General features: G+C 62.2%; 16 protein-coding genes. 7 read left to right on the top strand and 9 right to left on the bottom strand.

What is annotated here, in order from left to right:
- Nucleotides 1–3 precede the first annotated feature (3 nt).
- The 4 genes from HFO71_RS24350 to HFO71_RS24335 all read right to left on the bottom strand — a co-directional run bounded on the left by HFO71_RS24350 (nucleotide 4) and on the right by HFO71_RS24335 (nucleotide 4,893).
- The gene (locus tag HFO71_RS24350) at nucleotides 4–1,656 is read right to left on the bottom strand and encodes a sensor histidine kinase (RefSeq protein ID WP_131629316.1); all 1,653 of its coding nucleotides are present in this window, start codon (nucleotides 1,654–1,656) and stop codon (nucleotides 4–6) included.
- 310 nt (nucleotides 1,657–1,966) lie between these two features.
- On the bottom strand, nucleotides 1,967–2,836 hold the full coding sequence (locus tag HFO71_RS24345; protein ID WP_017962124.1) for a tetratricopeptide repeat protein: 870 nt from the start codon (nucleotides 2,834–2,836) through the stop codon (nucleotides 1,967–1,969).
- Nucleotides 2,837–2,971: 135 nt separating this feature from the next.
- The gene (gene rpsU, locus HFO71_RS24340) at nucleotides 2,972–3,187 is read right to left on the bottom strand and encodes a 30S ribosomal protein S21 (protein WP_003542939.1); all 216 of its coding nucleotides are present in this window, start codon (nucleotides 3,185–3,187) and stop codon (nucleotides 2,972–2,974) included.
- A gap of 176 nt (nucleotides 3,188–3,363) precedes the next feature.
- Nucleotides 3,364–4,893 (bottom strand): adenylate/guanylate cyclase domain-containing protein, encoded by a 1,530-nt coding sequence (locus HFO71_RS24335; RefSeq protein WP_245006971.1) that lies wholly within the window; start codon nucleotides 4,891–4,893, stop codon nucleotides 3,364–3,366.
- A gap of 357 nt (nucleotides 4,894–5,250) precedes the next feature.
- Here HFO71_RS24335 and HFO71_RS24330 point away from each other — a divergent pair, with 357 nt between their 5' ends.
- Nucleotides 5,251–7,422: a CHASE2 domain-containing protein gene (locus HFO71_RS24330; protein ID WP_221968315.1), complete on the top strand. Its 2,172-nt coding sequence runs from the start codon at nucleotides 5,251–5,253 to the stop codon at nucleotides 7,420–7,422.
- Between the two features lie 6 nt (nucleotides 7,423–7,428).
- Here HFO71_RS24330 and HFO71_RS24325 read toward each other — a convergent pair whose 3' ends face one another.
- The gene (locus HFO71_RS24325) at nucleotides 7,429–8,451 is read right to left on the bottom strand and encodes a FecR family protein (RefSeq protein ID WP_017962120.1); all 1,023 of its coding nucleotides are present in this window, start codon (nucleotides 8,449–8,451) and stop codon (nucleotides 7,429–7,431) included.
- A 253-nt stretch (nucleotides 8,452–8,704) separates the two neighbouring features.
- Here HFO71_RS24325 and HFO71_RS24320 point away from each other — a divergent pair, with 253 nt between their 5' ends.
- The 6 genes from HFO71_RS24320 to HFO71_RS24295 are packed head-to-tail and all read left to right on the top strand — an operon-like array spanning nucleotide 8,705 to nucleotide 14,686.
- Nucleotides 8,705–9,958: a sarcosine oxidase subunit beta family protein gene (locus tag HFO71_RS24320; protein ID WP_017962119.1), complete on the top strand. Its 1,254-nt coding sequence runs from the start codon at nucleotides 8,705–8,707 to the stop codon at nucleotides 9,956–9,958.
- Nucleotides 9,958–10,359: a hypothetical protein gene (locus HFO71_RS24315; RefSeq protein WP_017962118.1), complete on the top strand. Its 402-nt coding sequence runs from the start codon at nucleotides 9,958–9,960 to the stop codon at nucleotides 10,357–10,359. Before HFO71_RS24320 ends, HFO71_RS24315 begins: the two co-directional genes overlap by 1 nt.
- Nucleotides 10,360–10,371: 12 nt before the next feature.
- Complete coding sequence (locus tag HFO71_RS24310; protein ID WP_017962117.1) at nucleotides 10,372–10,713, top strand: sarcosine oxidase subunit delta; 342 nt, start codon at nucleotides 10,372–10,374, stop codon at nucleotides 10,711–10,713.
- A complete protein-coding gene (locus HFO71_RS24305; RefSeq protein WP_131641695.1) occupies nucleotides 10,710–13,703 on the top strand; it encodes a sarcosine oxidase subunit alpha in 2,994 nt (997 codons plus the stop codon). Before HFO71_RS24310 ends, HFO71_RS24305 begins: the two co-directional genes overlap by 4 nt.
- The gene (locus tag HFO71_RS24300) at nucleotides 13,696–14,244 is read left to right on the top strand and encodes a sarcosine oxidase subunit gamma (RefSeq protein ID WP_077979485.1); all 549 of its coding nucleotides are present in this window, start codon (nucleotides 13,696–13,698) and stop codon (nucleotides 14,242–14,244) included. Before HFO71_RS24305 ends, HFO71_RS24300 begins: the two co-directional genes overlap by 8 nt.
- 43 nt (nucleotides 14,245–14,287) lie before the next feature.
- A complete protein-coding gene (locus HFO71_RS24295; RefSeq protein ID WP_077979486.1) occupies nucleotides 14,288–14,686 on the top strand; it encodes a VOC family protein in 399 nt (132 codons plus the stop codon).
- Between the two features lie 15 nt (nucleotides 14,687–14,701).
- On the opposite strand, the gene HFO71_RS24290 is transcribed toward HFO71_RS24295, so the two are convergent.
- The 4 genes from HFO71_RS24290 to glgA form a co-directional block, all read right to left on the bottom strand.
- A complete protein-coding gene (locus HFO71_RS24290; RefSeq protein WP_027667785.1) occupies nucleotides 14,702–15,190 on the bottom strand; it encodes a MaoC family dehydratase in 489 nt (162 codons plus the stop codon).
- 90 nt (nucleotides 15,191–15,280) lie between these two features.
- On the bottom strand, nucleotides 15,281–17,257 hold the full coding sequence (glgX, locus tag HFO71_RS24285; protein WP_221968317.1) for a glycogen debranching protein GlgX: 1,977 nt from the start codon (nucleotides 17,255–17,257) through the stop codon (nucleotides 15,281–15,283).
- A 14-nt stretch (nucleotides 17,258–17,271) separates the two neighbouring features.
- A complete protein-coding gene (locus HFO71_RS24280; RefSeq protein ID WP_168343371.1) occupies nucleotides 17,272–18,903 on the bottom strand; it encodes an alpha-D-glucose phosphate-specific phosphoglucomutase in 1,632 nt (543 codons plus the stop codon).
- A 6-nt stretch (nucleotides 18,904–18,909) separates the two neighbouring features.
- On the bottom strand, nucleotides 18,910–20,352 hold the full coding sequence (gene glgA, locus HFO71_RS24275) for a glycogen synthase GlgA (RefSeq protein WP_131664426.1): 1,443 nt from the start codon (nucleotides 20,350–20,352) through the stop codon (nucleotides 18,910–18,912).

Genomic DNA, 20,352 nt, shown 5'->3' with positions numbered 1-20,352 from the left:
CTTTTACTCCCGCTCCAGTGTGGCGCGCTGCGCCGTCAGCACCCATAACAGGCCTTCGGGCCGGAAATCGATCTCAACCGTGCCGCGAAAGGCGGAGGCGGCATGAGCCTTGATAACGGTCGTGCCAAAGCCCGAGCGCGATGGCTCGGTGACCGGCGGGCCGCCGCGCTCTTCCCAGGTGAAGCGGAGCAGGGCATCCGGCTTGTCCTCCTCGCTGACGTCGCGCCATTCGAAGCGGACACGGCCCTGCGGTACGGATAGCGCCCCGTATTTCACCGAATTGGTGGCGAGTTCATGCAAGGCAAGGCCGAGATTCTGCACGGCATCCGGCTTCAGCACGAAGTCTTCGCCGCTGATGTCGATCTGCTCGCGCGATTGCGGGAAGGCGTGCAAATGGATGTCGACGACCCGCCGCAGCGATACCCCTCCCCATTGTTCGCTGGTCAGGAGCTCGATCGAACGCACCAATCCCTCGAGGCGGTCGGCGACGGCGGCGCGGAAGGTCTCGACGCTGTCGGACTGCTTAGCGAGCTGGCGCATCATTGCCTGGGCAAGTGTCAGAAGATTCTTCGTGCGGTGGACGAGTTCATGCATGACGAAACGCAGCCGGTCCTCGGTCTGACTACGGTCGAAAGAGGCATTCGAAAGGGCAATCGCCACCTGGTTCGCCTCGATGACGCTGGTCTCGACCGGCGAGACGATATGGCCTTCGCCCATGCGGTTTGCCATGTCGGCGATATCGCGAATGGTGGTGCGCACCTGTCTTGCGACGGCATAGGCACCCAGCACGGCAACGAGCACCAGCGCCACGCCACCGATGATAAGGAAACGCCAGGTGCTGAGGATCGAAGCCTGGGCGATCGGTCCCCAGATCACCGTCTTCCACGACCAGCCGGGGATCTGAGCATAACCGAGGAGCATGTGCGGCAGGATCGCCTCGTCCTCGAAGACGCCGCGGGACACTGTGAGCGCCGGCAAAATGCGCGGATCGAAGGGCGTTCCGGGTTCGAGATTGGCGGGGCCAGTGGCCGCGACGACGTGGCCGCTCTCATCGATAACGGCGGCCGACCAGCCGGGGCCAAGGCCCTCGGTGGTCACGAGCTTGCGCAGATCCTGGGCGTTCTGCGTGATGATAAGGGCTGCGACCGGCTCATTCTTCCGCGGCAGGGTGACGTTATAGACCCATTCGCCGCTGGTCCGGCCGCGAAAGACGTCGGAAGCCTCGATGCGACCGGACGCCATGGCCGCCTCGAGAGCTGGCATGTTCGCCGTCTGGCCGAGCGGCGTGCCGAACGCACGACGGGTGTTGAGCAGCTGCTGGCCGGTGCGGTCGACGGCGATGACGAAAAGCGTGTTGTCTCTGAGGGCCGTTTCCGTGCGCTCATGGAAGGAGGCGAAATTACCGTTTTCAAGCTCCGGCGAACTCGAAAGCAGCCGCAGGGTCGTCGCCATGTCCTGAAGCTGGCGGTCAATGATGCGTGAAAGGGCAAGCGCATCCTGGGCGGTCTCGCGCTTCAGCGCCGAACGCTGGTTATCCTCCAGCTGCAGCAGAAGCAGCGCTACGAACGCGAAGATCGGCAGTGCGATTGCCACGGCCATGGCGACGAGGTAGGTGCCGATCGAAGCCTTGGGAAAGAACAGGGTGACGATCTTCATCTGTTGCGCCAGATGGCATGCGCCTGAAAAGACGCGCGGCGCTGTAATGCGCATGGCCCGCAACGGTTTTCGCTTGCGGCCAGGAAAGCAAAGATCCGCATCTCTCGCAAACCGCCCTCAACCCATGTTCGAACGCCCGATAGCAGGCTATCGAAGCCGGTCCATGTTAGGGGGAGCAAGAGCAGGTTGCAACATACTATGACACGCCGCCGACGATGACAGGCGCTTTTCCGCTTTCTCTTTTCAATGCGGTGCGACCGGCGAAAGTCCGTTCGGCTGCCCGATGTTCCGGGCCGCCCAACTCAAGTCCTTAGCCGGCTGGGGCAACGCCGACGCGGGCAAGGCCATCGCGGGCTGGCTGGTATTTGGGGTCGAGTCCGATTGCGTGACGATAGGAGCGGGCGGCCTTCGCCTTGTCGCCGCGGCGTTCATAGACGAGCGCTTGGTTAGCCCAGGATTCGGCGATGTTGCCGTTAAGCTCGATCGCATGGTTGAAATCGGCAAAGGCGTTGTCGTCGTCGTTCAGCGCGATATAGGAAATGCCGCGGCCATTATAGGGCTCGGCCGAATTCGGCGCGAGCGAGATCGCTTTCGAGAAATCGTCGATCGCCTTATCCTGCTGATTGCGCTTCTGGTAGATCAGGCCACGATTGTGATAGGCGCGGCCATCGGTGGTGCCGAGCTGGATCGCTCTGTCGAAATCGTTGAAAGCCTGATCGTCCTGGCCGGCCATGCGATAGACATTGCCGCGGCCGATATAGGCGACGTCGTAGCTTGGATTGATCTGCAGGGCGGCATTGTAATCGGCAATCGCCTGGGCCTGCTGGCCCATATTGCGATAGACAAGAGCGCGGTTGGCATAAGCCTGGAAAAACCGCGGATTGATCTGCAAGGCCGTGTTGAAATCGTTCAGCGCCGGGCGGAACTGGCCGGCGCGGCCATAGGCGGAACCACGGACGTTGTAGCCTTCAGGATCCCTCGGATTGGCGTTGATAACAGCCGTCAGCGAGGCGATATTCTCTTCCGAACCCTGCGCCTTATCGATACGGATCACGGCATCCGTGGTATTGGTCGTCTCGCAGCCGGCGAGGCCGAACATTGCCGCCAGCGCCAAAGCGGGCAGGAATGCCGTTTTCTGCAAGCGCAAAGCGCGGGACGGATTAAAGGTGTTGACAGCCATTCGGGCTCGCTTTCCCCATGCGGCATATCCGGTGCGCGGATATGCGATCTTCAGCGGCAAACTAAAAAAGGCGGCGGCGAACCCATCGCCCCCGCCACAATGCATCTGAAAACGTCGAAAAAACGACGGCAACGCTCAGCGTGCTGCGACCAGACCTTCGCGCTGGGCGCGCTTACGGGCCAGCTTGCGAACACGACGAACAGCCTCGGCCTTTTCGCGAGCACGCTTCTGCGACGGCTTCTCGTAGTAGTCGCGCATCTTCATTTCGCGGAAAATGCCTTCGCGCTGCATCTTCTTCTTGAGAGCGCGGAGAGCCTGATCAACATTGTTATCGCGGACAAGTACCTGCACGAGAATCACGTTCCTTTGGTTGGTTGATGCCGGAGGCGGCGCAGCGGCCAGAGGCAAAACAATAACGTTCGCGCGGCCGCAGCCTTGCGATTGGTGATGCGGGATAGCAGATTGGGTACGGGAAGTCCAGATGGATACGGAAGGCGGGCGGAAAAATCACGCTTCGCCTGATCCGGTCATGATCCGGCCGCCTCCGGCTGGGCCTCATCCAGCGCGGCGATTGCCTCCTTGAGAGCCGTCCTGACCCTCAGGCGATCGGCAGGCTCCAGCCGGCTTATGTCCAGATGCAGGTCGAGACCGGAGAGGTGCTCGCTCAGAACGCGGCTCTTGTGGTCCGCGCCGAGCGTCAGCCCATCCACCCCATAGGGCACGATCTCGCGCTGTATGCCCTTCATCGTGATTGGCGGCAAGGGATGAGCGTCGACGATTTCGTTCACCAGCGCATAGGTTTCGTAGCTGATGACGATCTCTCCTCCCTCAGCGATCGATTGCAGCCGGGCTGCCAGATTGGCCTCGGCCCCGATGATCGTATAGTCCATGCGGTCGCTGCTGCCGAAATTGCCGACGTTACAATAACCGCTGTTAATTCCCATGCGGACGACGAAAGGCTCTTCGGTGCCGTTTCTGCGCCATCTGTCCTTGAGCTCGCCGAGACGGCGCTGCATGTCGACGGCCATGCGCAGACATGCTTTCGCGTCCTCCTCCGGCCCCTTGGTGTCGGGATCGCCGAAGAAGACCAGCATCGCATCGCCAATGAACTTGTCGACGGTGCCGCCGTGCTCCAGGGCAATGTTCGACATCTCGGTCAGATATTCGTTGAGCATCTCCGTCAGGGCTTCCGGCTGCAGGCGCTCGGTGGTCGCGGTGAAGTCCTTGATGTCGGAGAAGAAGATCGTCAGGCGCTTGCGCTCGGTGTGGACCACGACGTCTTTCTGTCCGCTGAAGATGCTCTTGTAGATCTGCGGCGAGAGATAGCGCGAAATCTTCAGGGAAACGCTCGCCAGGAATTCGTTCGCTGCTTCAAGATCCCGGTTGGCGCTATGGATCGCGCGCGCCTGCTGCCGCTGCAGCAGAATGAAGCTGAGGCCGATGATGGCGACAAAAAGAAAATAGCAGAGCAGATATTTGAACGCGAAGACGTTGCTTACATAGGGTTGCTTGATGACCACTTCCTGAATGCCGCGTACATCGCCGACCTTCCAGTCGGTCTTCGGGCTTTCCGGATGGCTGTTATGGCATGCAACACAGGCTTGCCCCATGAGCACGGGCGTAATGAACCGCACGGTATCAGTCAGTCCGACGCGGGTGAGGTCGTTCAGCGTCTGCTGCGGATTGGCGCGCAGCTCGGCCAACGCTCGTCTCTCGAAATCGTCGAGCTCGTGGGATGCGCGGCTCTTGAACGGCAGGTCGGAGACGAAACGGTAGGTGATATTGGCCTGCTGCTCCTTGATGACGTCGCCGAGCTCCAGGGAAAGCGTGGCCGGCAGCGGAATGGCGCCTGATATATTGGCGTAATTGTGGGAGACAACCGTGCCTGCAGTTGCGCCGCTGGCGTGCGCGGCCAGGACGCGCCCCACGACATTGGCGGAATAATACGAGCGGATGCTTGATATCAGCGAGCTCATGTCGCGCGCCTGGCGCCTGAGCGTGTTTCCGGAGAGATCGCTGATGTCGAGCCAGACGGCAAGCGGCAGCCCGGCGAGCATTGCCAGAACGACGACAATCAGCCAATAGCCGCTGCGGCGCGCGGAGGTTTCCGAAATCACGGGAGCCTCTCATTATCTCATCTAAAACGCATTCACCCTTCGATCGTTACAAGAACATTTCGTTCCTCGCCCGGCAAGATCGGACCCCTTGTCGTCCAAGCAAAAACTTAGCCGAACTGGCGGCGGCGCTGAATTTGAAGATGCTGTTGCGCCGGTGGACGGAAAGAAAAGGCGGGAAACCGAAAAGAAGCGCCTGGAGCGCAGGTGCGAATGGCGTTCGGGCTGAAAGCGGCGTAGCCTGTCAGCCGGCAGTGCGGGGCCGCTCGAGCGGCCGTGGGAGGGACAGCCGGTGAGATCATGACGCGCGAGCAGCAAATCGGTGTCGTTATCGGTCTGATCATCGTGACTCTGCTGACGATGCTGCGCGCCGGCGATCCCGGGATGTTTAAGCTGATCCGCGGCGTGACGTTCGATGAGTATCAGCGGCTCGTTCCCAGGATCTTCGAGCCGATGCCGGTTCGTGTCATCGACATCGACGAGACTTCGCTCAGCGAATTCGGCCAATGGCCGTGGCCGCGGGATCGGCTGGCCCTGTTGGTGGACCGGCTCTCGGAAATGGGTGCCGCGGCCATCGCCTTCGATGTTCTCTTCTCCGAGCCGGATCGGTTGTCGCCGCGCAATGTCGTCCGTGAGGTGGTCGGGGTCGATCCCTCGCTTGCCGAAAAGCTACCCGACAATGACGAAATATTCGCCCGTTCGATTGCCGACAAGCCCGTTGTGCTGGGCTTCGGTCTTTCCAACGCAGGCAATTACCGGCCGCCCGTAAAAGCGGGCTTCGCATTCACGGGCGAAAGCCCCGTCTCGGCCCCGCCCCGTCTCGGCGCTTCGACGCCGCTCAGACCGCAACTGGAGGCCAACGCGGCGGGCCTCGGCCACATCAGCCTCAACCCGGGAAACCCTTCGCCGGTGGTGCGAGCGGTCCCGCTGTTCCTGACCGATGGGGAACAGCTCTATCCGAATCTCGCGGTCGAGGCGCTGCGCGTCGCGCAGGAAGCATCGACCTACGTGGTATCGGGCGCGCCCGACCACGCGGGTATCATGACATCGGCTAAGATCGGCGATTTCGTCGTGCCGCTGACGGCGGCGGGCGAGCTCTGGCTCTATGTCACTCCCGACCGGGCCGAGCGGTATATCTCCGTCCGTCAGGTGCTTTCGTCAGGTGGCGCCTCCGCAGAAGTCGAAGCCGCCATCGCCGGAAGCATCGTCTTCGTCGGCACATCGGCGGCCGGCTTGCAGGACATCCGCGTTACCGCACTGGGCGAGAACGTTCCGGGTGTCTCGCTGCATGCGCAAGCGGTGGAGCAGATCCTCTCCGGCCAATTCCTATCTCGGCCCGACTGGGCGGATGGCCTTGAAATCCTCGTCATCGCAGTGCTTGGATGCCTGCTCGTTGTGGTGACGACTTTCGTCAGCCCCGCCGTCGCGCTCGTCTGCGGTTTGCTAATTACCGCTATGGCGCTTGTCGCGTCGTGGCTCGCCTTTCTTTATGCAGGACTTCTCTTCGATCCGCTGGCGCCGATCATCAGCGGATCGATCACCCATTTTGCCGCGACCTCGTTCAAGATCCTGGTGATCGATCGAGAGCGACGCGAGGTGCGGCGCGCCTTCGGACATTATCTTTCCCCGTCGCTGCTCCACCGTATCGAGCATAATCGCGATGCATTGCGTCTCGGCGGAGACGATCGCGAGTTGACGATGATGTTCGTCGACGTCAGGAATTTTACCGAAATGAGCGAGCGGCTGGCGCCGACGGATGTCGTCGCTTTCCTCAACACGCTGCTCGATGCGTTGAGCCGTCATGTCGTGGCGAATGAGGGCACGCTCGACAAGTTCATCGGCGACTCGATCATGGCATTCTGGAATGCGCCCGTCGATGTGGCGGATCATGAAGCCAAGGCTGTTCGCGCAGCGCTTGCCATGCGCGAGACACTCGCTGAATTGAACGCCGGCGACGCCTTTGGCTTCGGGCCTGATCAGGAGGTCAGCATCGGTATCGGCATACATACTGGCCTTGCCTGCGTTGGCAATATGGGCGCCAAGACCCGCTTCAACTATTCGGCTGTCGGAGATGCCGTCAACGTTGCGGCTCGGATCGAGTCCTCCTGCAAGGAGGTCGGCTTCGATATCCTCATCTCCGACAGCACGGCACGGTCAGTGCCGGAAATGGCGCTGATCGAGGCCGGCGCGCTCCCGCTAAAGGGGAAGAGCAACCGCACACAGATCCTCGCCGTTGTCGGCGATGAGCGGGTCGCGGCATCTCAGGAATTTGCCTCGCTCAAGGTCGTCCATAACCAGTTGATGCAGGCCCTGCAATCACACTCAAGGAATAGCCGGAAGCTTATCGGTACGGCAAAGCTCAGGGCTGTGCAGGTGATCGGCGGTCTGGCTGAATTCTACGAGCGCGTATACCGCAGGGCCGATCATTTCCGCGAGGTGCCGGAGGAGGTCGAAAAAAGCGCCGCAGACTGACAGGCCTCAGCGACCGCGATTGAAATTATGACCCCTGTCGTGGTTCCGATCGTTGTCGTGATCGCGATCTCTATCATGGTGGCGCTCGTGCCCCCGATGATCCAAACCGTGATTTCCGGGCTTGCCGTCATCGTCATGCCGGCCATGGCCATCATGCTTGTCGGGCCTGTCCGGTTTGTCATGATGGGGCTTATCGTGGTGCGGCCTGTCATGATGAGGCTTGTCATGATGCGGCTTGTCGGGCTTGTTCGGTCGCTCCTTTTGCGGCTCGGCCTGTCTCTGTGGCGGATCCTGCCTTTGCGGAGCAGGCGCAACTGCCGGTGGAGGCCGCGTTCTGTCTTTTCTTTCCGGCGCAACGGAGGCCATATTGCAGCCGCCGAGCATGCCGATGCCGCCCGCAAGTCGCTGATTGCCGGAGAGGAAGGGTAGGGCGCGCTGATTTCCGAGCGTCGCGAGGATGCTGGGGTCGACCCGGCGCGCCGCGGACATATCGCCATTCGGCTTGGCCACCACGCAATCGCAGCGTTGCTGCAACTGCCGGCAGCCGCCGGGGCCGCAGAAACGGGCAGCACCATTCAGCAACACGATGGCGGTCGTGCCATCCGGGCCGACGTAGAAATCGAAAGCGGTGCCACGTACGCCGATCGTGCCGGCGGGAGTCAGGATCTGGTAGGCCGAGGAGTTGGAATTGCCGCTGACCCAGCGGAATGTGCCCTTTGCCGCCCTAATCGTCAGTTTCTTGACCGATTGGGAATCATCGAAGACATATTTGTCGATCACGACCGACGAACCCCAGCCGACCGCGAGCTTCGTGCCGTCACGAAACACGAATTGGCCAAGCCCCGATTGCGACGTCTTGATGCGTTCGTTGCGATGAACGCGGGTGTCGACCTCGATCGGCCCACTCTGTCCCGTCACCTGCGTCTTGACGACGACGGCCTGGCCGACCGGCTCGGCGGCGAGCGCCGGCCATGCGCCGTTTAACGCGATGCAAAGCGTCGCGACTGATACTGAGCGCCAACCCCACATGATACACATACCCCACAACATGTGATTGTTAACATTTTAGTAATTGCTTGTCTTCTAACCCTCTTGGGTTAGGCGGCCGGTCGACGGACAAGCAGAAACGCTGCCGCTTGCCTCATTCGCCTGAAGCGGCATTCTCTTCAGCGTGTCGAAACCAAAGCTCTCGCGCGTCGCAAAAGAACCGTTGTGCCGCATTTGGATTTGCGATTTGTATGAGCGCGGAGAACAAGCCCTTTCCCGAAGGAGAAGAAGGCGGATGCGGAAATATTCGGTTTTTGCCGTGGCACGGGAGGCCCTTCGCGGCCACAGGGGCTGGGAGAAGCAATGGAATTCGCCTGAGCCGCGCGCCGAATACGACGTCGTCATCATCGGCGGCGGCGGCCACGGGCTGGGTGCTGCCTACTATCTCGCCAAGGAGCATGGCATTACCAATGTGGCGGTGATCGAGAAGGGCTGGCTCGGTGGCGGCAATACCGGGCGCAACACCACCATCATCCGCTCGAACTATCTCTACGAAGAGAGCATGCACATCTACGAGCATTCGATGAAGCTCTGGGAGGGGCTTTCCCAGGAGCTCAACTACAATGTGATGTATTCGCCGCGCGGCGTGATGATGCTCTCGCACAATATTCACGACCAGCAGTCCTTCAAACGGCATATCCATGCCAACCGGCTCTACGGCATCGATAATGAATGGCTGACGCCGGAGCAGGCGAAGGCCTATTGTCCGCCGCTCGATATCTCGGCCAGCGCGCGCTACCCGATCAACGGGGCGGCACTGCAGCGGCGCGGCGGCACGGCCAGGCACGACGCGGTTGCCTGGGGTTATGCGCGGGCGGCCTCAGACCGCGGGGTTCACATCATCCAGAATTGTGAAGTGACCGGCATCCGGCGCGGTCCGGACGGACGGGTAACCGGGGTCGAGACCTCGCGCGGCTTCATCGGCGCCAAAAAGATCGCCGTCTCGGCGGCCGGCCATACGACAACCATCATGCAGATGGCTGGTGTGCGCGTGCCGCTGCAATCGAGCCCTCTACAGGCGCTGGTCTCCGAGCCGCTGAAGCCGATCTTTCCCTGTGTCGTCATGTCGAACACGGTGCATGCCTATATCTCCCAGTCCGACAAGGGAGAGCTCGTCATCGGCGCCGGCACCGACCAGTATAATTCCTATTCCCAGACCGGCGGGCTGCAGATCATCACGCACACGCTCGACGCCATCTGCGAGCTCTTCCCGATGTTCCGGCGCGTCAAGATGATGCGGCAATGGGGCGGCATCGTCGACAATACGCCGGATCGTTCGGCGATCCAGTCGAAGACGCCGGTTCCCGGGCTTTACGTCAATTGTGGCTGGGGTACCGGCGGCTTCAAGGCGACGCCGGGCTCGGCCAATCTCTTCGCGCATCTGATTGCTCGCGACGAGCCGCACAAATTCAACGCCGGGCTGACGTTGGAGCGCTTCCGCAGCGGCCGGCTCATCGACGAAGCGGCGGCGGCGGCGGTGGCGCACTGATGTGGACGGCGGCTTTCCTGACGATCGGGATCAGCGGCGCGGCAATGCCGGCCGGTGACGTCTTTCCCGGCGTCGGGGATTTCCGCCTGCAGGAGATCCACAGGGCTGCCGGCGAAAGCGAATGGCCCTTCGTTGCCGAGAGCGGCACGCTGCTTTGCGCGATGGTCCTGCGCCAGCCAGCCGTCTATTTCGTGCCTGATGTCGGCGAAACGCCGGGACGTGCCTTCGTGATCGACAACGATATCGCCAAGATGGCCTTCGCGAACATCGGCATGACCGGTGTGCTGGAGCCCTATGACAATTTCGAACAGCTTCTCAAGCGCCTCATCCCCTATGTGACGATGGGAAAGCGTCTCTGCAATCAACCTCCTGGAACCAATGTTTCCGGATCGGAACTCTAAGACGGGTAACACATGCTGCTGATCTATTGCCCCTACTGTCAGGAAGAGCGCTCCGAGCTCGAATTCCGTGGCGCGGGTGACGCGCATATCGCGCGGCCCGCCGACATCGCCTCGATCTCGGACGAGGAATTCGAGGCCTATTTCTTTCTGCGCGACAATCCGAAGGGGCTGATCTTCGAACGCTGGCGGCACATCCACGGCTGCGGGCGCTTCTTCAATGCGGCGCGCGATACGGTGACCGACAAGTTCATCGTGACCTACAAGGCGGGTGAGCCGAAGCCTGAGATCGGCACGGCGGCCCAGCAGCATGGGCCTGTCGAAACATATGAAGCCGTGGAAGGAGAGGCGCAATGAGCGGCGTGAACCGTATCGCCGGCAAGGGGCGCCTGACACCGGCCAGAACCGCGCGCTTCAGCTTCGACGGCAAGAGCTATACAGCGCTCGAAGGCGATACCGTCGCCTCGGCGCTGATCGCCAATGGCGTGCATCTTGTCGGTCGTTCGTTCAAATATCACCGGGCCCGGGGCATTCTGTCCGCGGGCGCCGAGGAGCCGAATGCGCTTATCGACGTTTCCCGCGATACGGCGCGCAAACAGCCGAACGTGCGCGCCACCGTGCAGGAAGTCTTCGACGGCATGATCGTCAGCTCGCAGAACCGCTGGCCCTCGCTTGCCTTCGACATCGGCGCGGTCAACAACCTGATGTCGCCGTTCTTCGCGGCCGGTTTCTACTACAAGACCTTCATGTGGCCGCGCGCCGCCTGGAAACACGTCTATGAACCATTCATCCGCCGCGCCGCCGGCCTCGGCGTCGCGCCGACGGAGGAGGATCCGGACCACTATGCCAGCCGCTATGCGCATTGCGACGTGCTGGTGGTCGGCGCCGGCGTGGCCGGGCTTTCGGCGGCGCTGGCTGCGGCCGAGACCGGTGCCCGGGTGATCCTTTGCGACGAGCAGGCGGAAGCGGGCGGCGCATTGCGTTACGGCGCCAGCATCAGGATCGACGGCGAGGACGGCAATAGCTGGGCGCAGAAGACCGTGGCGCGGCTGAAGGCGATGGACAATGTCGAGGTGCTGGTCCGCACGACAGCTTTCGGCTACTACAACCACAATTTCGTCGGTCTTGCCGAGCGCGTCACCGATCATATCGCCAAACCTACCCGCGATCTGCCGCGCGAGCGGCTTTGGCAGGTCCGGGCGAAGCGCGTGATCCTTGCCACCGGTGCGATCGAGCGGCACATGGTATTTCCGAACAACGACCGGCCGGGCATCATGCTCGCCTCGGCGGGGCGGATGTATCTCAATCATTACGGCGTCGCCGTCGGGACCAAGGTCGGCATCTACACGGCGCATGATTCGGCCTACGAGGCGGCCTTCGATCTGAAACGATCGGGTGTTTCGATTGCCGCCATCGTCGATAGCAGGCAGGCGCCGGGAGCGGCAGTGCTGGCGGAGGCGCGTGCGCTCGGCATCGATGTTCTGGCCGGCCAATCGGTCGTCAACACGTCGGGGCGGCTGCGCATCTCGTCGATGACGGTGGCTCGCAACGGCGGCAGTTCGCCGCGCAAGATCGCGGTCGATGCGCTGCTGGTTTCGGCCGGCTGGACGCCGTCCGTCCATCTGTTCTCGCAGTCGCGCGGCAAAGTGGCCTTCGATGCAGAAAGCCAGCGTTTCCTGCCCGGCTCCTATGCGCAGGACTGCCTCTCGGTCGGCGCCTGCAACGGCACCGACGATCTGCAGCGGACGATCGAGGAATCGCTTGCCGCCGGCGAGCTGATGGCGCAGGCCACCGGCAGAAGCAGCGGCGAGAAGATCGCAATTTCGGCCGAGCAGGCTTATGACTGGACGGGCGGCATGATCGGCGCTGCCGAAGGCGCCGGGCCGAAGACCAATGCCAAGGCCTTCATCGACTTCCAGCACGACGTCTGCGCCAAGGATATCCGCCTTGCCGTGCGCGAGGGCATGCATTCGATCGAGCATATCAAGCGCTTCACGACCAACGGTATGGCCTCGGACCAAGGCAAGCTCTCCAACATGCATGGCCTGGCGATTGCCGCCGAAATGCTCGGCAAGGAAATCCCGCAGGTCGGGCTCACCACTTTCCGTGCGCCCTATACGCCGGTCACCTATGGTACGCTGGTCGGCCATTCGCGCGGAGAGCTGTTCGATCCGACACGCAAGACGCCGCTGCACGCCTGGGAAGAAGCTCATGGCGCGGTCTTCGAGGATGTCGGCAACTGGAAGCGCGCCTGGTTCTATCCACAGGCCGGCGAGAGCATGCACCAGGCGGTCGCTCGCGAATGCCGGACGGCACGCGAGGCGGCCGGTATCTTCGACGCCTCGACGCTCGGCAAGATCGAGGTGGTGGGACCGGATGCGGCGGAATTCCTAAACCTCATCTACACCAATGCCTGGGATACGCTGAAGCCCGGCAAGGCCCGCTACGGTATCATGACCCGCGAGGACGGCTTCGTTTATGACGACGGCGTTGTCGGACGCCTGGCGGACGACCGTTTTCATGTGACGACGACGACCGGCGGCGCGCCGCGTGTTCTCCATCACATGGAAGATTACCTGCAGACGGAATTCCCGCATCTGAAGGTTTGGCTGACCTCGGTAACCGAACAATGGGCTGTCATCGCCGTGCAGGGACCGAAGGCGCGCGAGATCGTCGCGCCGCTGGTCGAAGGACTCGATCTTTCGAACGAAGCCTTCCCGCATATGAGCGTTGCCGAGTGCACGGTCTGCGGGGTGCCGGCACGGCTCTTCCGCGTCTCCTTCACCGGCGAAACCGGCTTCGAAATCAATGTGCCGGCCGATTACGGCCAGTCGGTGCTCGAAGCGGTCTGGGCCAATGCCGAACCGCTCGGTGCCTGCGTCTACGGTACGGAGACGATGCACGTTCTTCGCGCCGAGAAGGGTTACATCATCGTCGGGCAGGATACCGATGGGACCGTGACCCCCGATGACGCCGGACTTTCCTGGGCGGTTTCGAAGAAAAAGACGGATTTCGTCGGCATTCGCGGGCTGAAGCGGCCGGACCTCGTCAGGGACGGACGCAAGCAGCTCGTCGGCCTCGTCACCAAAGATCCGAAGCTGGTGCTCGAAGAAGGCGCGCAGATCGTCGCGAGCCCGAACGAGCCGAAGCCGATGACCATGCTCGGCCACGTCACATCGGCCTATTGGTCGGAAAATTGCGGCCGGTCGATCGCGTTTGCGCTCGTCGCCGGCGGCCGGGCGCGGATGGGCGAGACGCTCTATGTGCCGATGCCGGACCGGACGATCGCCGTCGAAGTGACGGATCTGGTATTCTTTGACAAGGAAGGGGGCCGCATCCATGGCTGATGTCGCAATTCGCAAACCGGCGCTTGCCGGACGTTTCGGCGGCTCCGCAGCGGTGCGGCTGACGACCGCTCCCACTGCCAGCCGGGTGGCGCTGCGCGCGCCGGCGGAATCGCTTGCAGCACTTTCCTCTGCTCTCGGCCTGGCGCTGCCGGATGCCCCGAAGACATCCGGCCGGGCCGGCGCCCGATCGGCGCTCTGGATTGGGCCGGACGAGTGGTTGGTGATCGACGAGGCCGGCGCCGATCTGATGGCAACACTTTCCGGTGCCGGCACGCTGCATTCGGCGACCGACGTTTCCCACCGCAATGTCGCGATCATCGTCTCGGGACCGGGTTCGGAGGCGACGCTTTCGGCCGGTTGCCCGCAGGATCTGTCGCTTTCTTCCTTTCCGGTAGGGGCTGCATCGCGCACGGTGTTCGGCAAAGCGGAAATCGTTCTTTTCCGTACGGAAGAAGACACGTTCCGAGTGGAGTGCTGGCGGTCGTTTTCGGATTATGTCTTCGGGCTGCTGAACGAGGCGGCTGAAGACGCGGGGCACTGAGTCTCAGCCATCGCGGGCGTGTGCTCATTCAAGGAGTAAGCGAATGCTGCACCATGCCTCCCTCGGCGTTTCCGACATCGAGTGGTCTGCGGCATTTTACGATGCCGCCCTCGCCGCGCTCGGTTATGTCAGGGTCTGGGACGATATCAGGCCGGGACAAACGGGGCAGGCCGTCGGCTACGGCCTTCCCGGCGGCGGAGATAAACTGGCGATCAAGCATCGCCCGGATGGCCAGCGTGCGCCCGGTCCCGGCTTTCATCTCGCATTTGCTGCTCCGAATCGGCAGGCGGTCGATCGGTTTCATGCGGCGGCAATCGCGCATGGCGGCAGTGACAATGGCCGCCCCGGCCTGCGGCCCCATTACGGTGAACACTATTATGCTGCGTTCGTCATGGATCTCGACGGACACGCTCTCGAAGCCGTGTTCAATTCAGCCGAGTAACAAAAGCAGTCTTGTTCAGACGTCCTCGGGACGGTCCTTCGGGTCGAATTGGATGATGGTGATCCATTTTGCCGTCAGCGCCGGCTTCTTCTCGTTTTCGATCTCGATCGTGACGTCATAGGTGGTCATCAGCATGCCGGCGCCGCGGAAGCGGGCTTCGGAAAGCAGGAACCGGCCGCGGACACGGGCGCCGCTTTTCACCGGCGTCATGAAGCGGACGCGATCGAAGCCGTAATTGATGCCGAGGGTCTGTTCGCGCACTTTCGGCAGGCAGTTGTAGTTCATCGTCGACAGCAGAGACAGGGTCAGGAAGCCGTGGGCGATGGTACCGCCGAACGGGCTCTCGGCCGCCGCGCGCTCAGGATCGACGTGGATGAACTGATGGTCGTCGGTCGCCGACGCGAAGGCGTCGATCATCGTCTGGTCGACGGTGACCCAATCCGAAAGGCCCGTCTCCATGCCGATCAATCCCCGCACGTCGGAGAGAGAAATTTCCGTGACCATGAATTCCTCGTGAAATTAGCCGCCGCGGCAAAGCCTTATCGTGCATTTGTGACGATTGCGACAAGGATTTGCGCAAGCGAGGGGAGGCGGTCAATTTTCTACGAAAAAGGCAATCGAGCGCGGCTCGACGATTGCGCGGCCACCGGTTTTCTTCACTCCATCCGGGGCCAACTGGCGCCAGTCCGGTTCGCCCTCAGAAGGCAGCGTGAAAAATTGGCGGCTCCCCGAGCGATTGAAAAGCACACCGAGCCGGGTCTGCCCGCCGCGAGAGGAGCGGTCACCGGTCGACAACAGCATGCCGAGGGTGGAGAGCGACGGCGTCTCCCATTCGGCAACGGTCATCGGCTCACCGGAGAGCGAAATCCATTCGACATCGCCGTTTCCTGACAGGAAGCCCGGTTCGGAGAAAACGGTGAAGCGGCGGCGCAGCCCGGCAACGAAGGCGGTGTGGGCAATGAGATCCCTGTCCAACGCCTTCCAGTCCAGCCAGGTGATCTCGTTGTCCTGGCAATAGGCGTTGTTGTTGCCGTGCTGGCTGCGGCCGCCCTCGTCGCCCGCCGTCAGCATGATGCTGCCGCGGGTGGCAAAGAGCGTTGAGATCAGCGCCATCACATCGTCCCGGCGGCGCTTGCGGATCGTCGGATAGACGGTTTCGCCTTCGACACCATTGTTCCAGGAATGGTTCTCGTTATGGCCGTCGCGATTGTGTTCGCCGTTGGCGTCGTTGTGCTTTCCGGCGTAGGAGACGAGATCGATCAGCGTGAAGCCGTCATGGGCGGCGAGGAAATTGACGCTGCGCGTTTCCTTGCCGCCGTTGCGGGAGAAGATGTCGGAGGAGCCGGCGAGTGCGGTTGCCAGCGCGCCGGTCTTCCAATCGTCGCCGCGCCAGTAGCAGCGCAGGTCGTCGCGAACCCGGTCATTCCATTCAAGGAAGGGCGGCGGGAAATTGCCGAGCTGGTAGCCGCCGGGGCCGATATCCCAGGGTTCGGCGATCATGATCCGGTCGGCAAGCACATCGTCGGAGAGGATCGCGGCCAGTGTTCCGTCGCGTTCGAAGCCCGTCGCGGTGCGGCCGAGCACGGGGGCGAGATCGAACCGAAAACCGTCAACGCCGGCGTTGAGCACGAAATGGCGCAGGCTGTCGATCACGAGGCGGCGAACTTCGGGATGATCGCAGGCGAGCGTGTTGCCGGTGCCTGTGTCGTTGACGAGTTCGCCCGGGCAATTCTGAGCGTGGCGATAATAATGCAGGTTGTCGAGGCCGCGCAGCGACAGCGTCGCGCCGTAACGGTCGCTCTCGCCGGTATGATTGAAGACGAGGTCGAGGATGACGGCGATACCTTCGGCATGGAGGGCCGCGACCGTCTCGCGCAGCTCCGTCATGCCGCCGGGGACGAGCCGCGGATCGAGCGCCATGAAGGCGACGGGATTGTAGCCCCAGCCGTTGGTGAGGCCGAGCGGCGGCAGATGGCGTTCGTCGATCCAGGCGGTGATCGGCATTAGTTCGACAGCGTCGACACCGATCCGCTTCAGATGCGCGACGACGGAAGGATGGGCAAGCGCTGCGACCGTGCCGCGTTGAGCCTCCGGTACGTCGGGATGAAGAATGGTGAAGGGCCGCACCGCCACCTCATAGATAAAGCCGCCCGGCTTGAACAGCGGCTTGCCGATCGCGGCTCGGGTATCCGTGGTGACAATCGCCTTCGGCATCAGATCCTGGCTGTCCTCGCCATAGATGCCGAGGCGGGGATCGTAGCGGAACGGCCTGTCGATCTCCTTGGCGTAGGGATCGATCAGCAGTTTGGAAGGATCGTACCAGAGGCCGTTATCGGGCGCATAGATACCGTCGGCGCGATAGCCGTAGCGCGCGCCCTCCTTCAGTCCGTCGACAAAGAGATGATGGAAGTAGTTGCTGTCGCGCGCCATCGGCAGGCGCGCGAATTCCCTGTGGCCGTCATCCTCGAAGAGGCAGAGTTCGATTTGTGCGGCATGATGCGACCACACGGCAAATTCGACGCCGGTCTCGAAGACGATCGCGCCGGCCTGCGCCGAACTGCTTCCCCGCATGTTTCCCCCCCGGATCAGGTGATCACGGTTGGCGCATCGCGTCCCGTGCGTTCACGAATGCTGGCTATGCTTTCGGCGGCGGCGATCAGATCGGCGAGCGCTTCCTGCGTTTCGATGTTGTGGCGAGTCGAATCCGGCTCGTAGCGCTCGATATAGACACGCAAGGTTGCGCCAGACGTGCCGGTGCCGGACAGGCGAAAGACGACGCGCGAACCGCCCTCGAAGAGCACACGGACACCTTGGTGGTCACTCACCGATTTGTCGATCGGATCGTGATAGGCGAAGTCGTCCGCCTTCTCCACCTTCAGGCTGCCGAAGCTCTTGCCGGGCAGGGTGGGAAGCTGGCTGCGGAGATTATCCACCAGGCCGTTCGCCGCATCGGTGTCGAGGCCTTCGTAATCATGGCGCGAATAATAATTGCGGCCGTAGGTCTGCCAGTGCTGGGTGACGATATCGGCGACGCTCTCGCCGCGCACGGCAAGAATGTTCAGCCATAGCAGCACGGCCCAGAGGCCATCCTTTTCGCGGACGTGACTGGAGCCGGTGCCGGAGCTTTCCTCACCGCAGATCGTCGCCATGCCGGCGTCGAGCAGGTTGCCGAAGAACTTCCAGCCGGTCGGCGTCTCGTACATGCCGATGCCGCGCTTTTCGGCGACGCGGTCGGCAGCACCCGATGTCGGCATCGAACGGGCGATGCCGGCAAGGCCGCCGGAATAGCCGGGCGCGAGATTGGCATTGGCGGCGAGGATCGCCAGGCTGTCGGAAGGCGTGACGAAGATGCCACGACCGATAATGAGATTGCGGTCGCCGTCGCCGTCGGAAGCGGCGCCGAAATCGGGCGCGTCATCGCCCATCATCTCATCGAAGAGCTCCTTGCAGTGCACCGGGTTCGGGTCCGGGTGATGGCCGCCGAAATCCGGCAGCGGCATGAAATTGCGCACCGAACCCGAGGGAGCGCCGAGACGATTTTCGAAGATTTCCTTGGCATAGGGGCCGGTGACGGCGCTCATCCCATCGAAGGCAATGCGGAAGCCGAGGCTGATCAGATTGCGGATGGCGCCGAAATCGAACAGCTCTTCCATCAGCGCGGCATAGTCCTCGACCGGGTCGATGACCGAGAGAATCGTGCCGCCGGGAAGCTCGTCCTTGCCGATGCGGTCGAGATTGACGTCGGCGAAATCGGCGATCTTGTAGCTGTCGATCGTCTTGGAGCGCGCATAGATCGCGTCGGTGATCTTTTCCGGCGCCGGGCCGCCATTGTTGATGTTGTATTTGATGCCGAAATCTTCGGTCGGGCCGCCGGGATTGTGGCTGGCGGAGAGGATGATGCCGCCGAAAGCCTTGTATTTGCGGATGATGTGAGAGGCGGCCGGCGTCGACAGAATACCGCCCTTGCCGACCATGACCTTGCCGAAGCCATTGGCCGCGGACATCTTGACCGCCTTCTGGATGACTTCGCGATTATAGTAGCGTCCGTCGCCGCCGATGACGAGGCACTTGCCCTGGTAGCCTTCCAGCGAATCGAAGATCGACTGGATGAAGTTCTCCGCATAGTTCGGCTGCTGGAAGACCGGAACCTTCTTGCGCAGGCCCGACGTGCCGGGTTTCTGGTCCAGATAGGGGGTGGTGGAGACGGACTTGATCATTTTAGGTCACATGCCTTTCGAGACGAGGCTTGAATAGAGGGCAGCGTAGCGTTCGGCGCTCTTCTCCCAGGAGACATCCGATTTCATGCCCTGCTTTTGCAATTGGGTCCAGAGTTTTCGGTCCTGGTAAAAATGCATCGCACGGCGGATTGCCTGTAGCATGCCCGTTTCCGTCACGGGGGCAAATTGTATGCCGGTTGCGACTTTCGCTGCAAGTGCGGCGTGATTGGCGTCGATCACGGTATCATTCAACCCGCCGGTGCGGGCGACGATCGGCACGCAGCCGTAACGCAGGCCGTAAAGCTGGGTGAGGCCGCAGGGCTCAAAACGCGAGGGGATGATGATCGCGTCGCAGCCGGCCTGCATCAGGTGCGACATCGGCTCGTTATAGCCGATCGAGACGCCGATGCGGCCGGGATGGCGGCTGGCGGAGGCGAGCAGCGCGCCTTCAAGCGCGGCTTCGCCGGAGCCGAGCACGACGAGCTTGCCGCCCATGGCGACGATCTCATCGGCGACGTTGGCGACAATATCCATGCCCTTCTGCCAGGTCAGACGGCTGATGACGCAGAAGATTGGGGCGTCGTCATTGTCGAGATGGAAGAATTCGGCGATCGAGCGCCGGTTCTCCTCGCGGTTCTTCAGCGTCGTCGGGCCGTAATGGGTGTGGACGACAGGATCGGTCGCCGGGTTCCAGATATCGGTGTCGATGCCGTTGACGATGCCGTGCAGATCGTCGATGCGGCTGGCGATGACGCCCTCCAGCCCCATGCCGAATTCCGACGTCAGGATCTCATCGGCATAGGTCGGGCTGACCGTGGTGATCGCATGGGCCGTCTTCAGACCGCCCTTGAGGAAGCCGACAGTGCCGTAATATTCGATGCTTTCGGTGGCGAAGGCATGGGCAGGCAGGCGCAGGCCGGGAAAGATCTCTGAACCGAATTGGCCCTGGAAGGCAATGTTGTGGATGGTCAGCACGCTCGGCAGTTCCGGCGTCGGGTAATAACGCATATAGACCGAGGTCAGCGCCGCCTGCCAGTCGTGGGTGTGGACGAGATCCGGCCGCCAGCCGGGCAGCAGGCCGGCGGCGATCTCGGAGGCGGCAAGCGACAGAGCGGCGAAACGGCGCCAGTTGTCCGGATAGTCCTTGCCGAGCGGATCGAGATAGGGCCCGCCCGGCCTGTCGTAATAGGCCGGCGCATCGAGGATGAGCAGATCGAGCCCCTCGTGCTCAACCTCGAGCACGGTCGCCCGCTCACCGAGCAGGTCGGGGAATTCGAGCCTGACGACTGGGTCGCGAATGACCTTCATGACGGCGGGATAGCCGGGCAGCAGGGTCTTGGTCTCGACCCCGAAGGCTTTCAGAGTAATCGGCAGGGCGCCGGACACATCGGCCAGACCCCCTGTCTTGATCAAAGGGAAGACTTCGGACGAAACCGAAAGAACTTTCAT

Source organism: Rhizobium laguerreae, from assembly GCF_019778565.1.
Lineage (GTDB): Bacteria > Pseudomonadota > Alphaproteobacteria > Rhizobiales > Rhizobiaceae > Rhizobium > Rhizobium laguerreae.
This window is presented reverse-complemented; position numbering and strand designations above follow the sequence as displayed.

Bases quoted from the DNA above. Each gene is read 5' to 3' on its own strand.
- HFO71_RS24310 (WP_017962117.1), top strand. From the start codon at position 10,372: ATGCTGCTGATCTATTGCCCCTACTGTCAGGAAGAGCGCTCCGAGCTC.
- HFO71_RS24295 (WP_077979486.1), top strand. From the start codon at position 14,288: ATGCTGCACCATGCCTCCCTCGGCGTTTCCGACATCGAGTGGTCTGCG.
- HFO71_RS24335 (WP_245006971.1), bottom strand. From the start codon at position 4,893: ATGCTCGCCGGGCTGCCGCTTGCCGTCTGGCTCGACATCAGCGATCTC.
- HFO71_RS24320 (WP_017962119.1), top strand. From the start codon at position 8,705: ATGCGGAAATATTCGGTTTTTGCCGTGGCACGGGAGGCCCTTCGCGGC.
- HFO71_RS24330 (WP_221968315.1), top strand. From the start codon at position 5,251: ATGACGCGCGAGCAGCAAATCGGTGTCGTTATCGGTCTGATCATCGTG.
- HFO71_RS24350 (WP_131629316.1), bottom strand. From the start codon at position 1,656: ATGAAGATCGTCACCCTGTTCTTTCCCAAGGCTTCGATCGGCACCTAC.
- glgX (WP_221968317.1), bottom strand. From the start codon at position 17,257: ATGCGGGGAAGCAGTTCGGCGCAGGCCGGCGCGATCGTCTTCGAGACC.
- HFO71_RS24280 (WP_168343371.1), bottom strand. From the start codon at position 18,903: ATGATCAAGTCCGTCTCCACCACCCCCTATCTGGACCAGAAACCCGGC.
- HFO71_RS24345 (WP_017962124.1), bottom strand. From the start codon at position 2,836: ATGGCTGTCAACACCTTTAATCCGTCCCGCGCTTTGCGCTTGCAGAAA.
- HFO71_RS24315 (WP_017962118.1), top strand. From the start codon at position 9,958: ATGTGGACGGCGGCTTTCCTGACGATCGGGATCAGCGGCGCGGCAATG.
- HFO71_RS24305 (WP_131641695.1), top strand. From the start codon at position 10,710: ATGAGCGGCGTGAACCGTATCGCCGGCAAGGGGCGCCTGACACCGGCC.
- HFO71_RS24290 (WP_027667785.1), bottom strand. From the start codon at position 15,190: ATGGTCACGGAAATTTCTCTCTCCGACGTGCGGGGATTGATCGGCATG.
- glgA (WP_131664426.1), bottom strand. From the start codon at position 20,352: ATGAAAGTTCTTTCGGTTTCGTCCGAAGTCTTCCCTTTGATCAAGACA.
- HFO71_RS24300 (WP_077979485.1), top strand. From the start codon at position 13,696: ATGGCTGATGTCGCAATTCGCAAACCGGCGCTTGCCGGACGTTTCGGC.
- HFO71_RS24325 (WP_017962120.1), bottom strand. From the start codon at position 8,451: ATGTGGGGTTGGCGCTCAGTATCAGTCGCGACGCTTTGCATCGCGTTA.